We start from the raw sequence: 21686 nt of genomic DNA, 5'->3' as shown, positions 1-21686 counted from the left end.
CTTTTCGCGGTCGCGTGGGCGATGACTCCTATTCCCGACACCACCCAGAAACAGGCCACCGCGCAGGGCTCGGTGATCTATTATCGCGACGGCAAGACCGTCCTCGCCCGGCAGGGCGTCGACCGCAAGGTGGTCGAGCTGGACAAGGTGCCGAAGCACGTGCGCGAGTCCGTCATCGCGGCCGAGAACCGCTCGTTCTACGAGGACGCCGGCGTCTCGGCCAAAGGCACCGCGCGGGCCCTGTGGTCCACCGTGACCGGGCAGCAGCTCCAGGGCGGCTCGACCATCACCCAGCAGCTCGTCCGCAACTACTACAGCGGCCTCAGCCAGGAGCGCTCGGTCACCCGCAAGTTCAAAGAGATCCTGATCGCGATGAAGGTCGACCAGTCCAAGCCGAAGGACTGGGTGCTGGAGCAGTACCTCAACACGATCTACTTCGGCCGCGGCGCCAACGGCGTGCAGTCGGCCGCCCGCGCCTACTTCGGCAAGGACGTCGAGGACCTCGACGTGGCCGAGGGCGCCTACCTCGCCGCCGTGATCCAGCAGCCCAGCCGCTTCGCCGACCCCGAGGGCGCCGACCTGCAGGCGGCGCGCTACCGCTGGAAGTCCGTGATCGACGCCATGCGCGAGACCGGCGCGCTGAGCGCCGAGGAGGCGAGCGCCCAGAAGTTCCCCGAGCTGGTCGCGCCGAAGAAACCGTTCGAGCTCAAGGGCCAGGCCCGCTACATGCTCCAGCAGGTCACCGACGAGCTCAACCGGCGCGGCTACACCGACGAGGAGATCAACAGCGGCGGGCTGAAGATCGTCTCGACCTTCGACAAGAAGCTCATGACGGCGGCCGAGCGGGCGGTCAAGGCGACGCTGCCCGACGGCACCTCCCAGAAGGTGCGCACCGGGCTCGCCGCCGTCGATCCCGCGACCGGCGAAGTCGTCGCCTTCTACGGCGGCAACCCCGAGCGTTACGCCTACGACAACGCCTTCTCGGCCAAGGTCATGGCGGGCTCGACGTTCAAGCCCTACACGCTGGCCGCCGCGCTCGACAACGGCTTCGACCTGTCCACCACAGTCGACGGCAACTCGCCGCTGCGGGTGGCCTCGGCCGACAAGCCCATCCCCAACGACAGCGGGCGCTCCTACGGGCGCATCGACCTGGTCCAGGCCACCCAGAACTCTGTCAACACCGCGTTCGTTGACCTCGGGCAGAAGGTCGGGCTGGACAAGGTGGCCGCGACCGCCGAGAAGGCCGGCATCCCGGCCGCCCAGCTCACCCAGAAGGACGCCGCCTCCTTCCCGCTCGGCGTCTCCTCGGTCAGCGCCGTCCAGAACGCCTCCGGCTTCTCCACGTTCGCCAACAAGGGCGTGCACGTGGAGGCGCACGTGCTCAAGTCGATCACCGACGGCGAGGGGCACAAGGAGGTCGTCAAGCCGGTCTCGACGAAGGTCGTCGGCGAGCAGGCCGCGGCCGACACGACGTACGCGATGCAGCAGGTCGTCAAATACGGCACCGGCACCGCGGCCCGCCTCTACGACCGGCCGGTGGCCGGCAAGACCGGCACCACGGACGACTCCCGCTCGGTCTGGTTCAACGGGTTCACGCCGCAGCTCGCGGTCGCGGTCAACATGTTCCGCGACGACAACAAGACCGTGACGGTCCCCGGCTACGGCACCCAGTTCGGCGGCCGGCTCCCCGCTCAGATCTGGCGGGCGTTCATGACCGAGGCCATGGCGGGCAAGCCGGTCGAGGAGTTCCCCGAGCCGTCCGACTACGGCTGGGACGACTACTCCACCTTCCGCGACCAGGGGGACGAGCCGCAGCAGGACGCCTCACCGCCGGCCGACGACGGCTGGAGCACCCCGTCGACCGCGCCTGACGAGCCGTTCTCCGACGGCTGGCCGCCCAGCCAGGGCCCCGGCGACGGCGCCCAGGACGGCCGCAACGACCAGAACGGCCCGAACGACTTCGGCAGGCGCGGCGACCAGTCCGAGCAGTCGGACCCGCCGTCGTCCCAGGAGCCCGACCAGCCCTTCGCCCGCAACGACCAGACACCCGTCAACGGCCCCGACCGCACAGCACCCGGCAACTGAGCGGCCCCGGCGCGGCTGAGCCGCCGCCACGGCGGCGGCCCGGCGGCCGGGGTCATCCGCCTGCCAGCTCCGCGCGCAGGCCGTCCACGGTGGTCACCGGCAGCCGGCAGGTGAAGCCGCGGCACACGTACGCCGCGGGCGCCTCGTCGATCGGGCCGCGCCCCTCCAGCAGGGCGGGGAACACCGGCTCGGCGGGGGCGAGCGCCTCGCCGGTGCCGCCCCGCATGGGGGCGTCGCCGTCGCCGAGCGCGACCACCAGCCCCGGCACGTCGGCCAGCAGCGCCGCCCGGTGCAGCGCCGCCCGCCTGGGATCGCCGGGCGCGCCCACGACCGCCACCTCCACCGGCCCGTCCAGCGCCGCCCGCGCCACGGCGAGACCCCACCCGGCGAAGCGGGCGTGCCCCTGCGCCAGCACCGACACCGTGCCGAGCGCCGCCTCGGCGGCCTCCCGGTGCCGGGCCGAGCCGGTCAGCGCCGCGTACGACAGCAGGGCTCCCGCCGCCGCGAACTGACCGGACGGGGTGGCGTTGTCGGTCGGGTCCTGGGGCCGCTGGAACAGCCGCTCGGCGTCGTCCGCCGTGTCGTAGAAGCCGCCCCTGCCGTCCGCGAAGCGGTCGAGCACGACGTCGAGCAGCGTGCCCGCCAGCCGCAGCCACCGGGCCTCGCCGGTGACGCCGTAGAGGGCGATCAGGCCCTCGGCCAGGTTGGCGTGGTCCTCCAGCACGCCGGCGTTCGCCCCCGCCCGGCCGTCCCTGGACGTGCGCAGCAGCCGGCCGTCCACCACGTGGACGCGGGCCAGCAGCTCCGCCGCGCGCTCCGCGGCGGACACCAGGTCGGGCCGCTCGAACACCACGCCCGCCTCGGCGAGCGCGGCGATGACCAGGCCGTTCCATGAGGCCACGACCTTGTCGTCGCGGCCGGGGCGCACGCGGCGCTCCCTGGCCGCCAGCAGCCGCTCGCGTACGCGCTCGTAGCGCTCGGGGTCGTCGGGGTCGCGCGGGAGCTGCAGCACCGACGTGCCGTGCTCGAAGGTGCCGGTGACCTCGAACAGCCCGGTCGCCCACCGCCCGTCGTCCGCGCCCAGGACCTCGCCGAGCTGGTCGGGCGTCCAGACGTAGAACTTGCCCTCGACGCCCTCGCTGTCGGCGTCGAGCGCCGAGGCGAAGCCGCCCTCGGGGGTGGTCATCTCGCGCAGCAGCCAGCCGGCCGTCTCCAGCGCCACCCGCCGGGCGAGGTCGCCGCCGCCCGCCTTCCACCAGTGGGTGTAGACGCGCAGCAGGAGCGCGTTGTCGTACAGCATCTTCTCGAAGTGCGGGACGACCCAGCCGGCGTCCACGCTGTAGCGGGCGAAACCGCCGCCGAGCTGGTCGTAGATGCCGCCGCGGGCCATGGCCTCCAGTGTCCGCGCGCTCATCTCGCGCTCGCCCGAGCGCAGCAGGAACTCCAGCACCATGGACGGCGGGAACTTCGGCGCGCCGCCGAAACCGCCACGCACCGGGTCGAACGACTCCCGCAGGTTGTCCATCGCCCGCGCGAGCGTCTCCGCGCCGGGCAGCGGGCCGGAGGGCAGCGCGGTGCCGCCGTCGAGCGCCTCGACGACCTTCGCCCCCTGGTCGAGCACCGACTCCCGGTCGCCCGTCCACACCCTGTGGACCTCCTGCAGCAGGCGCTGGAAGTGGGGGCGCGGGAAGTAGGTGCCGCAGTAGAACGGATGGCCGTCCGGCGTCGCGAACACCGTCATCGGCCAGCCGCCCTGGCGGGTCATGGCCTGCGTGGCGCCCATGTAGACGGCGTCGACGTCCGGCCGCTCCTCGCGGTCGACCTTGATGTTGACGAAGTGCTCGTTCATGAGCCGGGCGGTGTCGGGGTCCTCGAAGCTCTCATGGGCCATCACGTGGCACCAGTGGCAGGCCGAGTAGCCGACGCTGATGAGCAGCGGCACGTCCCGCCGCCGGGCCTCCGCGAACGCCTCCTCGCCCCACGGCCACCAGTCGACCGGATTGTCGGCGTGCTGGAGCAGATAGGGGCTGGTGGAGCCTGCCAAGTGGTTCATCACGACCTCCTCGGCCCACCCTAAACCGCGGGCCCGCGGACTCCGGTGACCGCCCAGCGCCGTCGCCTCGGGCGGCGTAGGTTACGGAGGGTGGATGTGGATTTCGTCTGCGCGCTCGCCGCCCGCCCGGCGGCCGGCCTGACGCGCAGGGACGTCGCCAGGGCGCTGCTCGCCGTGCCCTCGGGCGTGGCGCTGGTGGCGCTGCCCGACCTGCGGCGGGCGCTGCTCGCGGCCGGCAACCCGCTCTCACGGGCGTTCTGGGAGTCCGCCAAGGCGACGCTCGGCTCGATCGAGGCCGGCGTCGCCACCGTCGGCGACGTGCAGCGCTGGCTGGAGTCCACCGGCACCGAGCCGATCCTGATGACGCCCGGCTACTTCGTCTGGCCGGAGGAGGACGAGCGCGGGCCGGTGACGGCCGAGATGCACCGGCGGCTGGTCGCCCACCTGGAGGAGCGGGTCGCGGCCGGCGAGATCGACCCCGACGCGCTGGCCGGGGGCGATCCCGAGGCGCGGGCGGCGTACGAGGAGCTGCAGGAACGCTGGCTGGCCACGCCGCTGCCCGACGGCCGGGTGCCCGAGCAGGCGGTCAACGACGAGCAGGACGAGGAGCTGTTCGCCGCCTGGGACGAGGAGGAGGCGTTCGCGCTGGCGGAGCTGCGCCGCATCCTCGGCGACCTGCCGCGCCGGCCCGAGCCGCCCGCCGCCGAGCTGGACGCGGCCGGGGCGCGCCTGCGCGAGCTGCTGGCCGAGCCCGGCTACCCGGCGAACGTGCTGCGCGCCTGCGCGGGGCTCGACGACCGGCCGCTGCCCCGCGACGACCGCGAGCTGTGGCTGGCGGTGGCGGCGGGCGTCGCGGGCCCGATCGCGGACCTGCCGGAGAGCGGGGACGACCTGGTGGAGTTCGCCGACCTGGAGCGGCGGCTCAGCGAGGAGGACCTCACCCTCGCCAACCTGTGCGCCATCCAGCACGCCGACTGGCTGGCGGCCGTGACGGCGCTGGCCCGGCTGGGGCCGGGAGTGCTCGCCTCGCCCGAGCGCATCGCCCGCCTCATCGCCGAGTCGGAGGACATCGAGAGCGAGGAGCAGCAGGACGAGGAGGAGCTGGAGGCGACCGAGGGCTTCTTCGCGTCCGTGGTGCCGCTGTGGGCGTGCCTCGGCATCGTCGACGCCGGCGGGGTGCTCACGCCGCTCGGCTGGTGGGGGCTGCCGGAGGCCCTGGAACGGGCCTGGACGCCCGCCGAGTGAGCGCCGCCCCGGTCAATTGGCGGTGTCGTGGTCGGGGGCGTCCACGAGGTTCGCGAACTCCGGGTGGCGCTCGATGTACTTGGCGACGTAGGGGCACAGCGGCACGACCCGGAGACCGGTGTCGGCGCTGACGCGCAGGGCGTGGTCGACGAGCCGGCCGGCCAGGCCCTGGCCTTCGTACAGGGGGGAGACCTCGGTGTGCGTGAAGACGACCTTGGTGGGCAGCAGGCGGTAGTCGGCGAACCCGGCGACCTTGCCGTCCACCAGGATCTCGAAACGGCTCTCCGACGAGTTGTCGACTACTTCGATCGGCATCTACTCGGCCTTCTTGTCGTCCGTGTCGTCCGTGTCGCCCGCCCGCGGCACCTCGATCTTCGCCATCTGCTTGTTCATGTTCTTGATCAGGAAGTAGAGGGCGAAGCCGATGAGGGCCACGACGACGAAGCCGAGCAGACCCGGACTCACATCACCTGCAGCTAGATAGGTCACACTTCCAGTATGCCGCCGGGACCCCGTGGTCCGGCCCTCGGCAGGGGATCAGTGGCAGGCGGGCGAGACGTCGTCGGCGTGGATGCCGGCGAACAGGTCGTCCTCCGGCAACTCGGTGTCGACCAGCGAGCGCGCCAGGTGGTAGTCCTCGGTCGGCCAGATCTCCTGCTGCAGCTCGCGCGGGCAGCCGAACCAGAAGCCCTCGGGGTCGACCTGCGTGGCGTGGGCCAGCAGCGCCTCGTCGCGGATGTCGAAGTATTCGCCGCACGGCACCCGCGTGGTGACCGGCCACTTGGCGGGGCGGTCCTCCCAGCGGGAGATCCAGTCGGAGTAGGGGGAGCCGAGCCCGCGCGAGGTCATGGCCTCGTGCAGCGCCTCGAAGCGCTCCTTCGTGAAGCCCATCTGGTAGTAGAGCTTGAGCGGCTGCCACGGGTCGCCGGCGTCCGGGTAGCGGTCGGGGTCGCCGGCCGCCTCGAACGCCTCGACCGAGACGCGGTTGGTCATGATGTGGTCGGGGTGCGGGTAGCCGCCGTCGTCGTCGTACGTGAGGATCACGTGCGGCCGGAAGTCGCGCACCGCGGCCACCAGCGGGCGGGAGGCGTCCTCCAGCTTCTGTACGGCGAAGCAGCCGTCGGGCAGCGGCTCCTCCTCGCTCTCCGGCAGCCCGGAGTCGACGAAGCCCATGAAGCGCTGCTCCACGCCGAGGATCTCGCGGGCGCGCGCCATCTCGGCCCTGCGCACCTCGGCGATGTTGGCCACGATCTCGGGACGGTCCATCTTGGGGTTGAGCACGGACCCGCGTTCACCACCCGTCAGGGTGCACACCAGGACCTCCACACCTTCGCGCACGTAGCGCGCCATCGTCGCGGCGCCCTTGCTCGACTCGTCATCGGGGTGGGCGTGGACGGCCATCAGCCTCAGCGGTGCACTCACGGGCTCGATGTCTCCTCAGTCGGACCGGTCACTTAGTTTGTCTGCAGGCGGTCGTGAGGGTCAGGTCGTGTACCGCGACCCCCGCGGGCGACAATTGTCTCGGATAACGCTCAGGGAGTGCAGGGAGATTCCACCATGGTCACCAGAGATGTCGGGAACGGACCCGTTCTCGGCACCCCCGACGAGCTGCCCGACGGCCCAAGGCGCCGGGGCAGGCTGGTCGTCCACGTCGTCATCGGCGTCCTGGTGGCCATCATCGCGGGTGGATGGGGCTACGTGATGTGGTCGATGACCGCGGGCGGGTCGGAGGCGCCGGCGCAGGTGATCATGTTCGACGTGGTCGGCCCGACGCGGGCCGAGATCACCTTCCAGGTGTACAAACCGGACGACAGGGTGGCCGTCTGCCGGATCAGGGCGCTGGACGTCAACCACGGGGAAGTCGGCAGCAAGGAAGTAAGAATCCCGGCTGGTGAGGGTAGTAAGCAGCTCAAGGAAAGCCTGGACACCAGTGCCCAGGCGACTTCCGTCCACGTCCAGTACTGCAATCTCGTATAGTGAGACATTTGGGGAAGCGAACCGACGGTTGACTTGTTAGCCTTTCGCAATTCAACCGTTGGAAACCTCAAGTGATCTCAGGGCCCCCTAGGCAAGCAAGGAGAACCCGTGGCCGACTCTCGCGATGAGAACGTCACATGGCTGACGCAGGAGGCGTACGACCGCCTGAAGGCGGAGTACGAATATCTCTCCGGCCCCGGGCGCGTCGACATCGCCAAGAAGATCGAGGCCGCCCGTGAGGAGGGCGACCTGCGCGAGAACGGCGGCTACCACGCCGCCAAGGACGAGCAGGGCAAGATGGAGGCCCGGATCTTCCACCTCCGTCAGATCCTCGACAACGCCCAGGTGGGCGAGGCCCCCAAGGCCGAAGGCGTGGTCGGGCCCGGCATGACGGTGACCATCCGGTTCGTCGGGGACGACGACGAGGTCACCTTCCTGCTCGCGTCGCGCGAGGAGAGCGGTGCGCCGATCGACGTCTATTCGCCGAAGTCGCCACTCGGGTCGGCGATCAACGGTAAGAAGATCGGTGAGAAGGCGACATACTCCATGCCCAACGGGCGCCAGAACACCGTCGAGATCCTGGAGGCAGTGCCGTACGTCGGCAACTGACGCCATCTGAGACGAACCGCCGGGCCACCTCTGGTCCGGCGGATTTCGTGCATGGACCCGTCATGCACCCCCCACCCCTGCACGGGCACCCGATGTACGGCCATCCCGGGCAGGGGCCAGGGGGGATCCGGCAGGACCTCACCTTTCTCGTCAAGTCCCGCAAGCGCCGCGACCCGGTCAAGCTGGTGCCGTTCATCGTGGTGGCGCTGGTCGCGGTGCTGACCGCCGACGTGCTGCTGCTGGCCCAGCCGCCGCAGGGCGAGCCGGACGGCGCCGGGGCCGCCCACCCCACCCCCCGGCAGACGTTGCTGGCCGAGCGCCGGCCGCGCAAGCAGACGACGACGCCGGTCCGCACCGTCAAGCCGGTGGCGCCGCTGCGCAAGCTGCACAAGCCCAACCTGTTCGTGCTCACCCGCAAGCCGTTCACCGAGGCGCAGTTACGCAAGGTGGGCCGGCTGCGCGGGGTGCGGGCGCTGGAGCTGGCCGACGCCGCCTCGATCACGCTCGACGGCAAGCGGGTGCAGACCCTCGCGGTCGATCCGTCCACGTTCCGGGCCTACACCCCCAAGGTGACCGCCTCCTCCGACCCGCTCTGGCAGAACGTCGCGGCGGGCGACGTCGCGGTGTCGTTCGTGCTCGGCAACGACGGCGGGCTGTCGCTGCACCGGCAGGTGCGCGGCCCGGCCGGGACGATGCGCATCGGCGCGTACGCGACCACCGGCTTCGGCGCGGTCGACGCGGTGGTGTCCAAGGAGGTCGGGCGGACGCTCGGCCTGCCGCGCGACAACGCGCTCATCGTCAGCGCGCCCGCCGCCGACACCGCCGCCCTGCGGAGCAGGATACTCAAGGTGCTGCCCAAGGGCACCCAGGTCGCCAGCGTCAACCCGGTGCTGCCGCAGCCGCAGCAGCAGACCGCGCGCAACTGGCCGGCGGGCTCGTTCATGACGGTCGAGCAGGTCCACGTGGCGCTCAGGGCCGCGGCGTCCAAGCTGGGGCGGCCGTACGTGTGGGGCGCGGAGGGCCCGAACACCTTCGACTGCTCGGGGCTGGTCCAGTGGGCCTTCGCCCAGGCGGGCGTGCGGATGCCGCGCGTGACGCACCAGCAGTGGGTGACCGGGCCGCAGGTGCCGCTCTCGCAGGCGCAGCCGGGCGACCTCATCTTCTGGCGGTCCGACCCCACCAACCCCGACTACATCTCCCATGTGGCGATCTATTGGGGCAACGGGCAGATGATCCAGGCACCGCGCACCGGCGACGTGGTCAAGATCTCGAAGGTCTACACCAAGAACCTCGCCGGCGTCGTACGGGTCAGCCCGATCGCCGCCTCCCGCGTCCGCTGACCCCTCGCGAAGGGGACACCCTCCTTCCCTAGCGTGCCTGCGGCTTGTAAATGTGTAATGGTGATTACATGGCTGCAGAAGACATGACGGCGGAGGTCCGGGGCTGGTTCACCGGGCGGCTCCCCGAAGGCTGGTTCACCGGCGCACCCGAGATCGTCAGGGACCGCGAGGAGATCGCGGTCGTCGGCACCCTCCCCGACCCGCCCGAGGACACACCGGAGGCCGAACGCGCGGCCCTGGTCGAGGGCCTGGCCCGCAGGTTCAGGGAGGAGACCAGGGAGCGGCGCATCGAGATCGCCCGCGAGGCCGAGCTCAGGTTCCGGCAGAAGGTGTCGTGGGGGGTGTCCTGCGGCGGGTTCACCGTGATGTTCACCACACTGTCGGTGCCGGTCATGACCCGGCTGCGCCAGTCGGAGCGGCAGGTCCTCGACACGCTCGTGGCCGCCGGCGTGGCCCGCAGCCGCAGCGACGCGCTCGCCTGGTGCGTACGCCTGGTCGGCAGGAACGCCGACACCTGGCTCACCGATCTTCGCGACGCACTTCAGCACGTCGACCGCGTTCGCGCCGAGGGCCCGGACGTCGATTCATGAAGCGGTCCAGGGGAAACGGCGAGAGGAATGGACTAAACCACTGCGGAAATTGGTTTAGACCATTGCGATTGGACTGGACCACTCAATGTTAATTCTCTTTTAAATCCGCCGCGGTTGGGTAGGCTCCCCCAATCGTCAGGGCCCCTGCCTGCGACGACGGCCCCGCCAAACAGGTCTACGCCAATTGGCCTTCCGGCCGCTCCGTCGTTAATGATGACTGGGCCCTGAGAGAGTGGAGGAGCGCAGTCGTGTCCGTGACCGTGGAAGTGCCCACGCCGACGAGCAATCGCGAATTGGCCGCGTGGGTGAAAGAGATAGCAGTCCTTACCGAGCCCGATCGGATCGAGTGGTGCGACGGCTCCGAGGAGGAGTGGACCCGTCTCACCAACCTGCTCGTGGAGCAGGGCACGCTCGTCCGGCTCGCCGCCCGCCCCAACAGCTTCTACGCCAAGTCCGACCCCAGCGACGTCGCCAGGGTCGAGGACCGCACCTACATCTGCTCGGAGCGCCCCGAGGACGCCGGGCCGACCAACAACTGGATCCCGCCCGCGGAGATGCGGCAGACCTTCGGCAAGCTCTTCAAGGGCAGCATGCGCGGCCGGACGATGTACGTCGTCCCGTTCTGCATGGGCCCGCTCGGCGGCGAGATCTCTCAGGTCGGCGTCGAGATCACGGACTCGCCGTACGTCGCCGTCTCCATGCGCATCATGACCCGCATGGGCGAGCGCGCGCTGCGCCTCATCGAGGAGCGCGGCGACTTCGTCAAGTGCGTGCACTCCGTGGGCGCGCCGCTGCAGCCCGGCCAGGCCGACGTGCCCTGGCCGTGCAGCTCCACCAAGTACATCAGCCACTTCCCCGAGACCCGCGAGATCTGGTCCTACGGCTCCGGCTACGGCGGCAACGCGCTGCTCGGCAAGAAGTGCTACGCGCTGCGCATCGCCAGCGTCATGGCCCGCGACGAGGGCTGGCTGGCCGAGCACATGCTCATACTCAAGCTCACCCCGCCCTCAGGCGAGACCCGCTACATCGCCGCCGCCTTCCCGAGCGCGTGCGGCAAGACCAACCTCGCCATGCTCCAGCCCACCATTCCCGGTTGGAAGGTCGAGACCGTCGGCGACGACATCGCCTGGATGCGCTTCGGCGAGGACGGCCGCCTGTACGCCATCAACCCGGAGGCCGGCTTCTTCGGCGTCGCGCCCGGCACCGGCCAGGTCACCAACGCCAACGCGGTCAAGACGCTCTGGGGCAACAGCATCTTCACCAACGTCGCGCTCACCGACGACGGCGACGTGTGGTGGGAGGGCCTGACCGACGAGCCGCCCGCGCACCTCACCGACTGGAAGGGCCGCGACTGGACGCCCGACAGCGACGAGCCGGCCGCCCACCCGAACGCCCGCTTCACCACACCCGCCGCCCAGTGCCCGACCATCGCACCCGAGTGGCAGGACCCGCAGGGCGTGCCCATCTCCGCGATCCTGTTCGGCGGCCGGCGCGCCACCGCCGTGCCGCTGGTCACGGAGTCGCTGAGCTGGGAGCACGGCGTCTTCCTCGGAGCCAACGTCGCCTCCGAGAAGACCGCCGCGGCCGAGGGCAAGGTCGGCGAGCTGCGCCACGACCCGTTCGCCATGCTGCCGTTCTGCGGCTACAACATGGGCGACTACTTCGCCCACTGGCTGAGCATCGGCCGGCGTGAGGGCGCCGTGCTCCCGCGCATCTACTACGTCAACTGGTTCCGCAAGGACGCCGACGGCGGCTACATCTGGCCCGGCTACGGCGAGAACAGCCGCGTGCTCAAGTGGATCGTCGACCGGCTCAACGGCGAGGCCGACGCCGTGTCCACGCCGATCGGCCTGCTGCCCGCCGAACTCGACACCGAGGGGCTCGACCTCTCCGAGGACGACCTGCGCACGCTGCTCAGCGTGGACCGCGAGATCTGGCGCGAGGAGGCGGCGCTCATCCCGGCGCACTTCGAGAAGTTCGGCGACCACCTGCCGAAGGAGCTGTGGAAGGAGTACAACGCCCTGCTCGACCGGCTCGGGTAGGCGTCCTTGTGCGGTGCGGCGGCACGGTCGTACGTTGGTGGCGCCGCCGTACCGATCATCCGGGGGGCAAACATGGGCTACGTCCTGCTCGTCGCCGCCTTGTTCATGCTGATCGCGGTCCAGGCGGTCAGCAACTGGGTCGAGACCGAGAGCCGGCGGGTAGCCGAAGCCGAGCCCGGCGGGCGCGGGCATCCTCTGGGGCCGTACGAGCTGGCCTACCTCACGGGCGGGCCCCGGAGAGCCCTGAACACGGCGCTGGCCGTCCTCGCGACGGCCGGCGCCGTCCGCGTCTCCAGGGGATCGCAGGTCACCGCCGTGGACGGTGCGCCGCCCCCGCCGGTGCCGATCGAGCAGGCCGTGCTCGACGCGCTCGCGTCCAGACCGGGCGGCTACCGGGCCGCCGAGCTGCGGCGGGAGCTGGAGACGCATCCCGCGCTGGTCGCGCTCGCCGCCGGGCTTGAGTCGCGCGGCCTCCTCGTGCCGCAGGAGGCGTTCAAGGAGGCGTGGCGGCGCAGGACGCGGCTGGTGGCCGTCACGTGGGTGGCGGCGGCCTTCGCGGTCGCGGTGAACGTGCTGCAGTCCTCGGACGCGCTCGGCCCAGACGCCGTCTTCATCCCCACGATCTTCTTCGCGGTGGCCGCCCCCGTGATCGGGGTCGTGCACTGCGTCAGGCACGGCAGGCGGCTCAGGAACGTCGTCACCCGGGAAGGCCGCACGGTGCTGAACGCGGCGCGGGCCCAGCATCCGAGAGGCGTACGCGGCGACCAGGGGGCGGCCGCACTGGCCGTCGGGGTGCTGGTGGCGCTCTACGGCCTGGAGGAGGCGGGGGACCCGGCGCTGGGCAAGGAGCTGATGACCAGCTTCCCCGGCGGTGACAGCTCCGGGTCCTGCGGGGCGCACAGCGGCGGCGACGGCGTGTCCTTCGGCGGCTCCGATTTCGGCTCCTCCGGCGGTGGCGACGGCGGGGGCGGGTCGAGCTGCGGCGGCGGCGGAGGATGCGGCGGCGGTGGCGGGTGCGGGGGCGGCGGTGGCGGCGGCTGAGAAGCGCGCCGGGGAGAGGAAGGACGGTATGGCGGGGGACCGGGACAGGGCCGCGGAGCTGGGGGTGGGGATCGGCTGGCGGGCCGAGCTGGATCTCACCATCGAGCGCATGGCGGGCGTCGACTTCGTCGAGGTGGTCGCCGAGAACATAAGGCCAGGCGCGCCGCCGGAGTCGCTGCGCGTGCTGCGAGCCAGGGGGGTGCCGGTGATCCCGCACGGCGTTTCGCTCGGCGTCGGCGGGGCCGAGCCGCCCTCCGCCAGGCGGCTCGCGCACCTGGCCGCGTGCGCGGAGGCGCTGGACGCGCCGCTGGTCAGCGAGCATCTGGCGTTCGTCCGCGGCGACGGCGTGGAGGCGGGGCATCTGCTGCCGATCCCGCGTACGCGGGAGTCGCTGCGGGTCGTCACCGAGAACGTACGCCGGGCGCAGGAGGCGCTGCCCGTCCCGCTGGCGCTGGAGAACGTGGCCGCGATCTTCGGCTGGCCGGACGACGAGCTGACCGAGGGCCGCTTCCTCGCCGAGCTGGTGGAGCGGACCGGGGTGCGGCTGCTCGTCGACGTGGCCAACCTCTACACCAACCAGGTCAACCTGGGCCTGCCGGCGGTGGCCGCGCTCGACGCCCTGCCGCTGGAGCACCTGGCGTACGTGCACGTCGCCGGCGGCCACGAGCACCAGGGCATCTGGCACGACACCCACACCACGGCCCCGCCGGAGCCGGTGCTGGACCTGCTCACCGAGCTGTGCGCGCGTACCCGTCCGCCCGGGGTGCTGCTGGAGTGGGACGACCGCTTCCCGAGCGACGCCGTGCTGGCCGGGGAGCTGGACAGGATCCGCGCCGCGATGGCGGCCGGGGTGGCCGCAGGGGAGCCCGGGTGACGGACCTGGCCGCGCCGGAGGAGGAGGACCTGGCGGCGGCGCGGAGGCGGCTGGCGGCGGCGCAGGGGCGGGTGGTGCGGGCGCTGGTCGCGGCCGGTGAGGTGCCCGACGGCTTCGACCCGGCCCGCCTGCGCGCCCAGGCCGCGAGCCTGCTCGCCAAGCGGCGCTCCGTCGTGGCGCGCCTCCGCCCGGACGCGGCCGAGGCCGCCGGTCCCGACCTGGCCGCCGAGTTCGCCGCATACGCGCGGGCCCGCGAAGAGCCGCCTCCCGGCTACCGCGCCGACGCCGACGACTTCGCCGCCTGGCTGCGCGAGCGCGGCCGGCTGCCGGATCCGCCCCGCCGCCGGGCCCCTTGGTGGCGGCGGCTGTTGCCGTAGCATGCGCTTGGGAGGCGGTATGCGCGTGGTCAACATGGGCCAATGGCCCCTGGACGAGCGGGACGAGCGGCTCCACGAGCCCGGCGGCGAGCCCCTGTGGAACGAGTCCTACTACTTCGACTTCGTGGCGGACGACGGCGAGCTGGGCGGCTACGTGCGGCTCGGCCTCTACCCCAACTGGAAGCGCGCCTGGTACTGGGCCTGCCTGGTCACCCCCGACGGCCTGGCCGCGTCCGTGATCGACCACGACGCGCCGCTGCCCGAGGACCCGGGCCTGACCGTGCGCGGCGCGGGCTACGAGGCGTCCCAGCGGATCGCCGACCCGTTCCGCACGGCCGCGGTCCGGCTGGTCTCCGACGCGCTCTCGCTGGACCTGGAGTGGCGCACGGAGGGCGGCGCGTACGGCTACGCGATCACCCCGCGCTACGAGGTCCCCTGCGAGGTGACCGGCACGATCGACGGCCGGCCCTTCCACGGCCACGGCGAGCGCGACCACAGCTGGGGTGTACGCGACTGGTGGTCGATCTCCTGGATGTGGAGCAGCGGCCGGCTGGCGGACGGCACGTACGTGCACGGCATGCGCGCCAACGTGGGCCTCGACCTGTCCTGGCCGGCGTTCACCGTGCCGCCGGGCGGCGAGCCCGAGCACGCGGCCGGCTTCACGGCGGCGACCTCCTTCGACGGCGACCGCCCCGCCGAGACGGTGCTGCGGCTGCCGGGGCCGGCGGTGATTGCTCGGCCGGTCGCGTTCGCGCCGGTGACGCTGACCTCGCCCGAGGGGGAGACGGCGGTGTTCCCGCGCGCGATGTGCCGCTTCGAGGCCGAGGACGGGCGCTTCGGCCACGGCTGGACGGAGTGGCACCAGCCGCCGCTGTGGCGCTCGCACGTCTGGGTTTAGCGGTCATCGGCCGGGAAACGCAGGGGTGCATGGGGGGACTGCGCTGTGTCGACGGATCCTATTTGAGCGTCACGCCCGTTGCGTGCCGCGACAGTGTCGGCACCCCTTACGAGGTCACCCTTGAGCTGCACCGCGACGGCGCCCCGTACGGCAGCGTGGGCGAGCGCTGCGGCTGGCTGCTGACCCGGCTGGCGCACGGCGTGGACGAGGCCCGCACGGGCCGCGACACGGCCAGGCGGTGGGCCGATCCCGACGACAGGTTCCCCGGCGGGGAGCCGGACGGCGAGCTGTTCTCCTTCCGCTACCGCAGCAGGTCGGGCCCGGCGGGGGGTGAGCTGAGCTGCCGTCTGCGCACGATCCCGCTGTGGGAGGGGAGCCGCTGGCGGGTGACGCGGCGGGCGTACGTGGAGGCGTGGGGCGCGGCGGGGGTGGGCATGCGGGCGGTGCTGACCTCGGCGGAGCTGTCGTCGTTCGTCCGGGGTCTCCTGGAGGAGGCCGAAGGATGTCTGGAAGGCAGAGATATGGCAAGGAATGCCGGAGACGGAGCAGGCACGGATGAAACGCGGTGATAATTGCCTGTTGGGTCATTGACCGAGGGCAACCGCTGGGGAGGACACTCCGTGGGCCTGCGCGACCTGGTCTACCGGCTGTACGAACGCCGGCTGGAGGCCAAGCTGTCCAAGGACGGCATCCCCCGGCACGTCGGGGTCATCATCGACGGCAACCGCCGTTGGGCGCGCTCCATGGGGATGAGCGACGTCTCCACGGGTCACCGCAAGGGCGCCGACAAGATCTCCGAGCTGCTCTGCTGGTGCCGCGAGACCGGCGTCGAGGTCGTCACCGTCTGGATGCTCTCCAACGACAACCTCAACCGGCCGCGGGAGGAGCTGGAGCCGCTCCTCCGCATCATCGAGGACGTGACGCGGGAGCTCGTGGACCAGGGCTGGCGGATCATCCCCGTAGGGGCGCTCGACCTGCTGCCGGACCGAACGGCGAATGTCCTGAAAAACGCGAAAGAAGTGTCATCACACCGTCCGGGCCTGATTGTGAACGTTGCAGTTGGGTATGGAGGAAGACGTGAGATTGCCGATGCGGTGCGCTCACTGCTCCAGGAGCAAGCGAGCAAGGGAGCGAGCATCGAGGACCTCGTCGAGGTGCTCGATGTGGAGCACATCGCGGAGCATCTCTACACTCGCGGCCAACCCGATCCGGACCTCCTCATCCGGACCTCGGGCGAGCAGCGCCTGTCGGGCTTCATGCTCTGGCAGAGCGCTCACTCAGAGTTCTACTTCCACGAGGCCTACTGGCCCGACTTCCGCAGGGTTGACTTCCTGCGGGCGCTGCGCGATTACGCTGCGAGACATCGACGTTACGGTTCTTGACACGACATTCGGGTATCGAGGACGTAACGTTGAAAGTGTCCGACCACAGGTCGAACACTCCGGAGAGGTCCCGCCTTTGCACCACGATCCGCCGAGGGGGGCCGGAACCCGGCGCCGACGGCGTCTCGCGGTCGGGGAACGCGGGTCCGGTCCGATTCCCGCCTCGTCTGCAGGGCGCCCGCACGTGGGGCGCCCGGGGGAGAACGTGTGGCAGTGTCCTCGAGCAACCCTACGACCCAGCCGGCCAAGCGCACCTACGTGCTCGACACCTCGGTGCTCCTGGCCGACCCGGCGGCCCTGACCCGCTTCGCCGAGCACGACGTGGTCCTGCCGATCGTCGTGATCACCGAGCTTGAAGGCAAGCGGCATCACCCAGAGCTCGGCTATTTCGCGAGGCAGGCCCTGCGCTACCTCGACGATCTGCGGATCAGGCACGGCAGGCTCGACGAGCCCATGCCGACGCCGACTGGGGACGGCACACTCAGGGTTGAGCTCAATCACAGCGACCCGTCCATCTTGCCGGTCGGATTCCGCCTCGGCGACAACGACACGCGCATTCTCACGGTGGCCCGTCACCTGGCCGCCGAGGGCTGTGACGTCGTGCTGGTCTCCAAGGACCTGCCCATGCGGGTCAAGGCGGCCTCGATCGGCCTGACCGCGGAGGAATACCGCGCCGAGCTGGTGCACGAGTCGGGCTGGACCGGGATGGCCGAGATCCAGGTCACCGCCGAGGACGTCGAAACGCTCTTCGAGCACGGCACGGCCGACATGGAGGAGGCCAGGGAGCTGCCGACGCACACCGGGCTGCGGCTGCTGTCGGCCAGGGGCTCGGCGCTCGGCCGGGTGCTGCCCGACAAGTCGGTACGCCTGGTGCGCGGCGACCGCGAGGTGTTCGGCCTGCACGGCCGCTCCGCCGAGCAGCGCATCGCGCTCGACCTGCTGATGGACCCGGAGATCGGCATCATCTCGCTGGGCGGCCGGGCCGGCACCGGCAAGTCGGCGCTGGCGCTGTGCGCGGGCCTGGAGGCCGTGCTGGAGCGCCGCCAGCACCGCAAGGTGGTCGTCTTCCGTCCGCTCTACGCGGTCGGCGGCCAGGAGCTCGGCTACCTGCCGGGCACCGAGGGCGAGAAGATGGGCCCGTGGGCGCAGGCGGTCTACGACACGCTGGGCGCGGTCACCACGCCCGAGGTGATCGACGAGGTGCTGGACCGGGGCATGCTGGAGGTGCTCCCGCTCACGCACATCCGCGGCCGGTCGCTCCACGACGCGTTCGTCATCGTGGACGAGGCCCAGTCGCTGGAGCGCGGGGTGCTGCTCACGGTGCTGAGCCGGATCGGCGCCAACTCCCGCGTCGTGCTCACCCACGACATCGCCCAGCGCGACAACCTGCGGGTCGGGCGGCACGACGGCGTGGTGGCGGTGGTGGAGAAGCTCAAGGGGCATCCGCTGTTCGCCCACGTCACGCTGACCCGCTCCGAGCGCTCGCCGATCGCCGCGCTGGTCACCGAGATGCTGGAGGACATCACGATGTAGCGCTGCGGAGATCGCCGCACGTGTACCGCCCCTCGTCCTTCGGGGGGCGGTTCTCGTTGTCACGGACGATCTTGACCTGCTCGTACGCCGCGTCCTGCTGCGCCGTACAGACGATCTGCGCCTTGCCGAGGTCGCTCAGCGTGCCCGCGCCCCTGATGTAGACGGTCAGCGTCAGCGTGCGCGGGAGCTGCATCTCGTCACGCTGCACGGGGTTGAGCGAGTCCTTGGTCCGCAGGTACGTGAACCCGCGCAGCGCCGTCTCCCGGTCGCCGAGCGGCTGCCCGGACGCCGCGAACAGCGCACCGAGCAGGCTCTCCACCGTGTCGTCCCCGACGTCGGCGGGCTCCAGCGCGAGCTTGCCGTCCCTGATGAGATAGATCGTCTTGGACGGCGGCGGGATGCTTATGGTGGGCGCGTTGCCGCGTTCCTGCACGTCGGTGGGCGAGATGCCGCAGGCGGCCGGCAGGACGCAGGCGAGCAGCGCGAGGACGGCCCTGGCTCTCATGTGTGCGGCAGCCAGACGGTGAAGAGGGTGCCGGGCTCCTGCGCGCGGACCGAGATGGTGCCGCCGTGCAGGTGCACGTTCGCGCGGGCGATGGCGAGGCCGAGGCCGCTGCCCTGGCTGCGCGCCCGGCCCGCGCCGGCCTTGAAGAAGCGGTCGAAGACGTGCGGCAGCGCCTCGCGCGGGATGCCCTTGCCGTGGTCGCGCACCCTGATCTCCAGCCCGTTCTCGGTGCTGCGGGCGCTGACCACCACCGGGGGGCCGCCGTGCTTGAGCGCGTTGCCCACGAGGTTGGCCACGATCACGTCGAACCTCCTCGGGTCGAGGTTGGCGGTCAGCCCCTGGGAGGCGTTCACCTTGACCTGCTCGTTCCAGCCGCGGGTGCCGAGGCAGTCGTCGATGGCGTCGGCCACGTTGACCGGCTCCAGGTTGAGCGTGGCGGTGCCGGCGTCGAAGCGGCTGATCTCGATGAGGTGCTCGACCAGCTCGCGCAGGCGCTCGATCTCCCTGAGCACCAGCCTGACGGCCTCGGCGGGCGCCTCGGGCAGCCGGTCCGCCTCCTCCGACAGCACGTCGGTCACGGCCGTCATGGCGGTCAGCGGCGTACGCAGCTCGTGCGAGACGTCGGCCACGAACCGGCGGGACATGGCCTCCAGCGAGCGCAGCTCGGACACGCTCAGCTCCAGCGCCGCGGCGGCGTCGTTGAACCTGGCGGTCAGCCCGGCCAGCTCGTCGTGGCCGTGTACCGGCAGGCGGGTGTCCAGCCGGCCCTCGCCGAGCGCCTGGGCGGCGGCGCTCAGCCGGCGCACCGGCAGCAGCACCTGGCGGGCCGAGAACAGCGCCACGACCAGGGCGATGAGCACGATCGCGATGCCGCCCTGGAACAGCCTGGCGCGCAGGGTGTCGAGCTGGCCGACGTCGGCGCGCATGGGGAAGAAGACGAACGCGCGCAGCCCGGTGGCCTCGGGCACGCCGTTCGTGGCGCGGTAGACCTCGGTGCCGACGATGAGCCACAGCTCGCCCCTGATCACCCGGCGCTGGGTGACGACGCTCTGCTTGGCCCGGCCGTAGAGCTCGTTGGGGACGTCGCGAAGGTTCATCGGGCCGGTGACGGAGACCAGGTCGCCGTACTCGACCACGACGCTCCTGCCGGGGGCGCTCATGGTCTGGGCCAGGCGGTTCAGCTCCCTGCTCGTGGGCGCGGCCTCGCCAGGCCGCGGCCGGCCCACGGGGAAGTCGACCCCGCCCAGCTCCCGTACGACGAGGTCCATGGAGGTCCGCTCGGTCCTGGTGACCAGGGCGGTCTTGGCCAGCTCGAAGCCGATCGTCGCCACGAGCATGGACGCGGTGACGGCGACCAGCGTGAACGTGATGACGAGCCGCGCGCGCAGCCCGGTGGGAAGAGGGATCACGGAAGCATCACTGGCGTCGTCACGGAGGGCTGAAGCGGTAGCCGAAGCCGCGCACGGTGTGGATGAACACCGGCTCGGCGGGCTTCGGCTCTATCTTGGCCCGGATGCGCTGGACGCAGGCGTCCACCAGCCGGGAGTCGGCGATGTGCGTGTGGTCCCAGACCGCCCGCAGCAGGTAGCGGCGGTTGAGCACCTGTCCGGGGTGGCGGACGAGCTCCAGCAGCAGCCGCAGCTCGGTGGGGGTCAGGTGGATCTCCTTGCCGGCCAGCGTGACCTTGAGCGCGCCCCGGTCGATGACGAGGTCGCCGAAGGTGATGCGGTCGGAGGCGGCGGACTCGGCGCGGCGCAGGATGGCCCTGATGCGCGCGTCCAGCACGCGGGGCTCGACCGGCTTGACCACGTAGTCGTCGGCGCCGGCCTCCAGGCCGACCACGATGTCCAGGTCGTCGCCGCGGGCCGTGAGCAGGATGACGGGGAGCTGGTCGAGCTTGCGCACCCGGCGGCAGACCTCGATGCCGTCGATGCCGGGGAGCATGACGTCGAGGATGGCGATCTCGGGGCGGCGGGCGCGGATGTGGTCGAGTGCCTCCTCGCCGGTCGCGTACGACGTCACCGAGTGCCCCTGACGGGTCAGCGCCAGCTCAAGTGCGGTGCGGACCGAGGGGTCGTCTTCGACGAGGAGAATGCCTGCCACGCGCACATTATCGTTCCATGTCCTGTATAGGCGGGTTGTGTCACCAAACTGTGACGTCGTGTTGAAGGCATCGGGAAGAAGGACAGAAACCCTGAAAGCGGCTTCCCTTCGGTCAACGGGGGCACGAAGGGGGGCCACCATAGTGTGACAAATCTCACAGTATCCCGAAATAGCACGCTAACGTGCTGGTTAGCCAAGGGAACATCAAGCGATTACCGCGTTTCGGTTGCGCAGCACCCCCCAGGACAGGGCAAGCTCATGGATCGTGAGCCCCGGTCCGCGTTTGAGTGAGCGCCCCCCGACGTCCGATGTCCCCTCGGCACGCCGGTCGTCGCGGCGCGTCAAGCCCAAGACCATCGTCATCACCGTCGTCTCCCTGGCGGTCGTGGGCGGCGGCGGCACCTTCGTCGCCATGACCGCGATCGAGAACGCCGGCAAGCCCGTCACCCCCGCCTTCACGATGGAGGACATGGGCAAGCTGGCGAGCGGCAACCTCTCGGCGCCCGACCCCGAGACCGACGCGCTCAAGGCCGCGGCCGAGCAGGCCTACCGGGCCGCGCAGCTCAAGAAGAACCGCGACGGCGCCGACGACCACAAGGACGACCTGTCCTGGGTGGTGCCCAAGCAGGCCCCCGGCGGCGACGGCTTCCCCGCTCAGAACTTCCCGCCCGGCAGCACCCCCTCGCCGGGCAGCAACAAGGCCACCGCGAGGGCCATGCTCGCCTCGTTCGGCTTCGGCGCCGACCAGTGGGGCTGCCTGGAGGCGCTCTGGCACAAGGAGAGCGGCTGGAACGAGCGGGCCATGAACCGCTACTCCGGCGCGTACGGCATCCCGCAGTCGCTGCCCGGCAGCAAGATGGCGAGCGCGGGCGCCGACTGGCAGACCAACGCTGCCACCCAGATCAAGTGGGGCCTCGGCTACATCAAGGGCCGCTACGGCACGCCCTGCGGCGCCTGGGGTCACTCGCAGCGCGTCGGCTGGTACTGAACCTCCCAGAGAGCCGCCCTGCCAGGTCAACTTTCCTTCTGCAA

At 71.2% G+C, this 21686-nt stretch carries 22 protein-coding genes; 15 read left to right on the top strand and 7 right to left on the bottom strand.

The window, feature by feature from the left end; all coding sequences use genetic code 11:
* Positions 1-21 precede the first annotated feature (21 nt).
* A complete protein-coding gene (locus tag BMW85_RS27080) occupies positions 22-2085 on the top strand; it encodes a transglycosylase domain-containing protein (RefSeq protein WP_245775092.1) in 2064 nt (687 codons plus the stop codon).
* A gap of 52 nt (positions 2086-2137) precedes the next feature.
* Here BMW85_RS27080 and BMW85_RS27075 read toward each other — a convergent pair whose 3' ends face one another.
* Positions 2138-4138 carry a thioredoxin domain-containing protein gene (locus BMW85_RS27075; protein ID WP_177240906.1) on the bottom strand — a complete coding sequence of 667 codons (2001 nt, stop codon included), beginning with the start codon at positions 4136-4138 and terminating at the stop codon, positions 2138-2140.
* A gap of 90 nt (positions 4139-4228) precedes the next feature.
* Between BMW85_RS27075 and BMW85_RS27070 the strand changes: the two genes are divergently transcribed.
* Complete coding sequence (locus BMW85_RS27070; RefSeq protein ID WP_245775091.1) at positions 4229-5383, top strand: hypothetical protein; 1155 nt, start codon at positions 4229-4231, stop codon at positions 5381-5383.
* Between the two features lie 12 nt (positions 5384-5395).
* On the opposite strand, the gene BMW85_RS27065 is transcribed toward BMW85_RS27070, so the two are convergent.
* The 3 genes from BMW85_RS27065 to mca are packed head-to-tail and all read right to left on the bottom strand — an operon-like array spanning position 5396 to position 6805.
* On the bottom strand, positions 5396-5698 hold the full coding sequence (locus BMW85_RS27065; protein ID WP_091086717.1) for a GNAT family N-acetyltransferase: 303 nt from the start codon (positions 5696-5698) through the stop codon (positions 5396-5398).
* Positions 5699-5872: a hypothetical protein gene (locus BMW85_RS49760; RefSeq protein WP_177240905.1), complete on the bottom strand. Its 174-nt coding sequence runs from the start codon at positions 5870-5872 to the stop codon at positions 5699-5701. It abuts the gene before it with no gap.
* A 48-nt stretch (positions 5873-5920) separates the two neighbouring features.
* Positions 5921-6805 (bottom strand): mycothiol conjugate amidase Mca, encoded by an 885-nt coding sequence (gene mca, locus BMW85_RS27060; protein ID WP_218155945.1) that lies wholly within the window; start codon positions 6803-6805, stop codon positions 5921-5923.
* Between the two features lie 135 nt (positions 6806-6940).
* On the opposite strand from mca, the gene BMW85_RS27055 reads away from it, so the two are divergent.
* From BMW85_RS27055 to phoH2, 12 genes are all read left to right on the top strand, one after another.
* On the top strand, positions 6941-7360 hold the full coding sequence (locus tag BMW85_RS27055; protein WP_091086713.1) for a DUF4307 domain-containing protein: 420 nt from the start codon (positions 6941-6943) through the stop codon (positions 7358-7360).
* Between the two features lie 108 nt (positions 7361-7468).
* Positions 7469-7969 (top strand): transcription elongation factor GreA, encoded by a 501-nt coding sequence (greA, locus tag BMW85_RS27050; protein ID WP_091086710.1) that lies wholly within the window; start codon positions 7469-7471, stop codon positions 7967-7969.
* A 62-nt stretch (positions 7970-8031) separates the two neighbouring features.
* Positions 8032-9309, top strand: coding sequence for a C40 family peptidase (locus BMW85_RS27045; RefSeq protein ID WP_091086708.1), 1278 nt, complete (start codon positions 8032-8034; stop codon positions 9307-9309).
* 68 nt (positions 9310-9377) lie between these two features.
* Positions 9378-9899 carry an ATP-binding transcription factor AbmR gene (locus BMW85_RS27040; protein WP_245775090.1) on the top strand — a complete coding sequence of 174 codons (522 nt, stop codon included), beginning with the start codon at positions 9378-9380 and terminating at the stop codon, positions 9897-9899.
* 248 nt (positions 9900-10147) lie between these two features.
* Positions 10148-11941: a phosphoenolpyruvate carboxykinase (GTP) gene (locus BMW85_RS27035; protein WP_425434372.1), complete on the top strand. Its 1794-nt coding sequence runs from the start codon at positions 10148-10150 to the stop codon at positions 11939-11941.
* Positions 11942-12013: 72 nt separating this feature from the next.
* A complete protein-coding gene (locus tag BMW85_RS27030) occupies positions 12014-12982 on the top strand; it encodes a TIGR04222 domain-containing membrane protein (protein ID WP_091086705.1) in 969 nt (322 codons plus the stop codon).
* 28 nt (positions 12983-13010) lie between these two features.
* The gene (locus tag BMW85_RS27025; RefSeq protein WP_245775089.1) at positions 13011-13856 is read left to right on the top strand and encodes an MbnB/TglH/ChrH family RiPP precursor modification enzyme; all 846 of its coding nucleotides are present in this window, start codon (positions 13011-13013) and stop codon (positions 13854-13856) included.
* Positions 13853-14233: an SCO6045 C-terminal-like domain-containing protein gene (locus tag BMW85_RS49755; RefSeq protein WP_218155944.1), complete on the top strand. Its 381-nt coding sequence runs from the start codon at positions 13853-13855 to the stop codon at positions 14231-14233. The genes BMW85_RS27025 and BMW85_RS49755 overlap by 4 nt, the downstream gene beginning before the upstream one ends.
* A gap of 19 nt (positions 14234-14252) precedes the next feature.
* Positions 14253-15131 (top strand): DUF7064 domain-containing protein, encoded by an 879-nt coding sequence (locus BMW85_RS27010; protein WP_091086699.1) that lies wholly within the window; start codon positions 14253-14255, stop codon positions 15129-15131.
* Between the two features lie 62 nt (positions 15132-15193).
* Positions 15194-15700, top strand: coding sequence for a hypothetical protein (locus tag BMW85_RS27005; protein WP_245775088.1), 507 nt, complete (start codon positions 15194-15196; stop codon positions 15698-15700).
* A gap of 51 nt (positions 15701-15751) precedes the next feature.
* Positions 15752-16513, top strand: coding sequence for an isoprenyl transferase (locus BMW85_RS27000; protein WP_091086696.1), 762 nt, complete (start codon positions 15752-15754; stop codon positions 16511-16513).
* Positions 16514-16720: 207 nt separating this feature from the next.
* Complete coding sequence (gene phoH2 / locus BMW85_RS26995) at positions 16721-18046, top strand: RNA 5'-3' helicase PhoH2 (RefSeq protein ID WP_245775087.1); 1326 nt, start codon at positions 16721-16723, stop codon at positions 18044-18046.
* Here phoH2 and BMW85_RS26990 read toward each other — a convergent pair.
* The 3 genes from BMW85_RS26990 to BMW85_RS26980 are packed head-to-tail and all read right to left on the bottom strand — an operon-like array spanning position 18036 to position 20654.
* Positions 18036-18551: a hypothetical protein gene (locus BMW85_RS26990; protein WP_091086692.1), complete on the bottom strand. Its 516-nt coding sequence runs from the start codon at positions 18549-18551 to the stop codon at positions 18036-18038. The genes phoH2 and BMW85_RS26990 overlap by 11 nt on opposite strands.
* Positions 18548-19960: an ATP-binding protein gene (locus BMW85_RS26985; RefSeq protein ID WP_091086689.1), complete on the bottom strand. Its 1413-nt coding sequence runs from the start codon at positions 19958-19960 to the stop codon at positions 18548-18550. The genes BMW85_RS26990 and BMW85_RS26985 overlap by 4 nt, the downstream gene beginning before the upstream one ends.
* 19 nt (positions 19961-19979) lie before the next feature.
* Positions 19980-20654 carry a response regulator gene (locus tag BMW85_RS26980; RefSeq protein WP_026214755.1) on the bottom strand — a complete coding sequence of 225 codons (675 nt, stop codon included), beginning with the start codon at positions 20652-20654 and terminating at the stop codon, positions 19980-19982.
* A 283-nt stretch (positions 20655-20937) separates the two neighbouring features.
* Between BMW85_RS26980 and BMW85_RS26975 the strand changes: the two genes are divergently transcribed.
* Positions 20938-21642 carry an aggregation-promoting factor C-terminal-like domain-containing protein gene (locus BMW85_RS26975; RefSeq protein ID WP_483869908.1) on the top strand — a complete coding sequence of 235 codons (705 nt, stop codon included), beginning with the start codon at positions 20938-20940 and terminating at the stop codon, positions 21640-21642.
* Positions 21643-21686: the final 44 nt, after the last annotated feature.

This window comes from Nonomuraea wenchangensis, assembly GCF_900111685.1.
In the GTDB taxonomy this organism is placed as follows: Bacteria; Actinomycetota; Actinomycetes; order Streptosporangiales; family Streptosporangiaceae; genus Nonomuraea; species Nonomuraea wenchangensis.
Note: the sequence above shows the minus strand (reverse complement) of the source record. Positions and strands in the feature narration are given on the sequence as shown.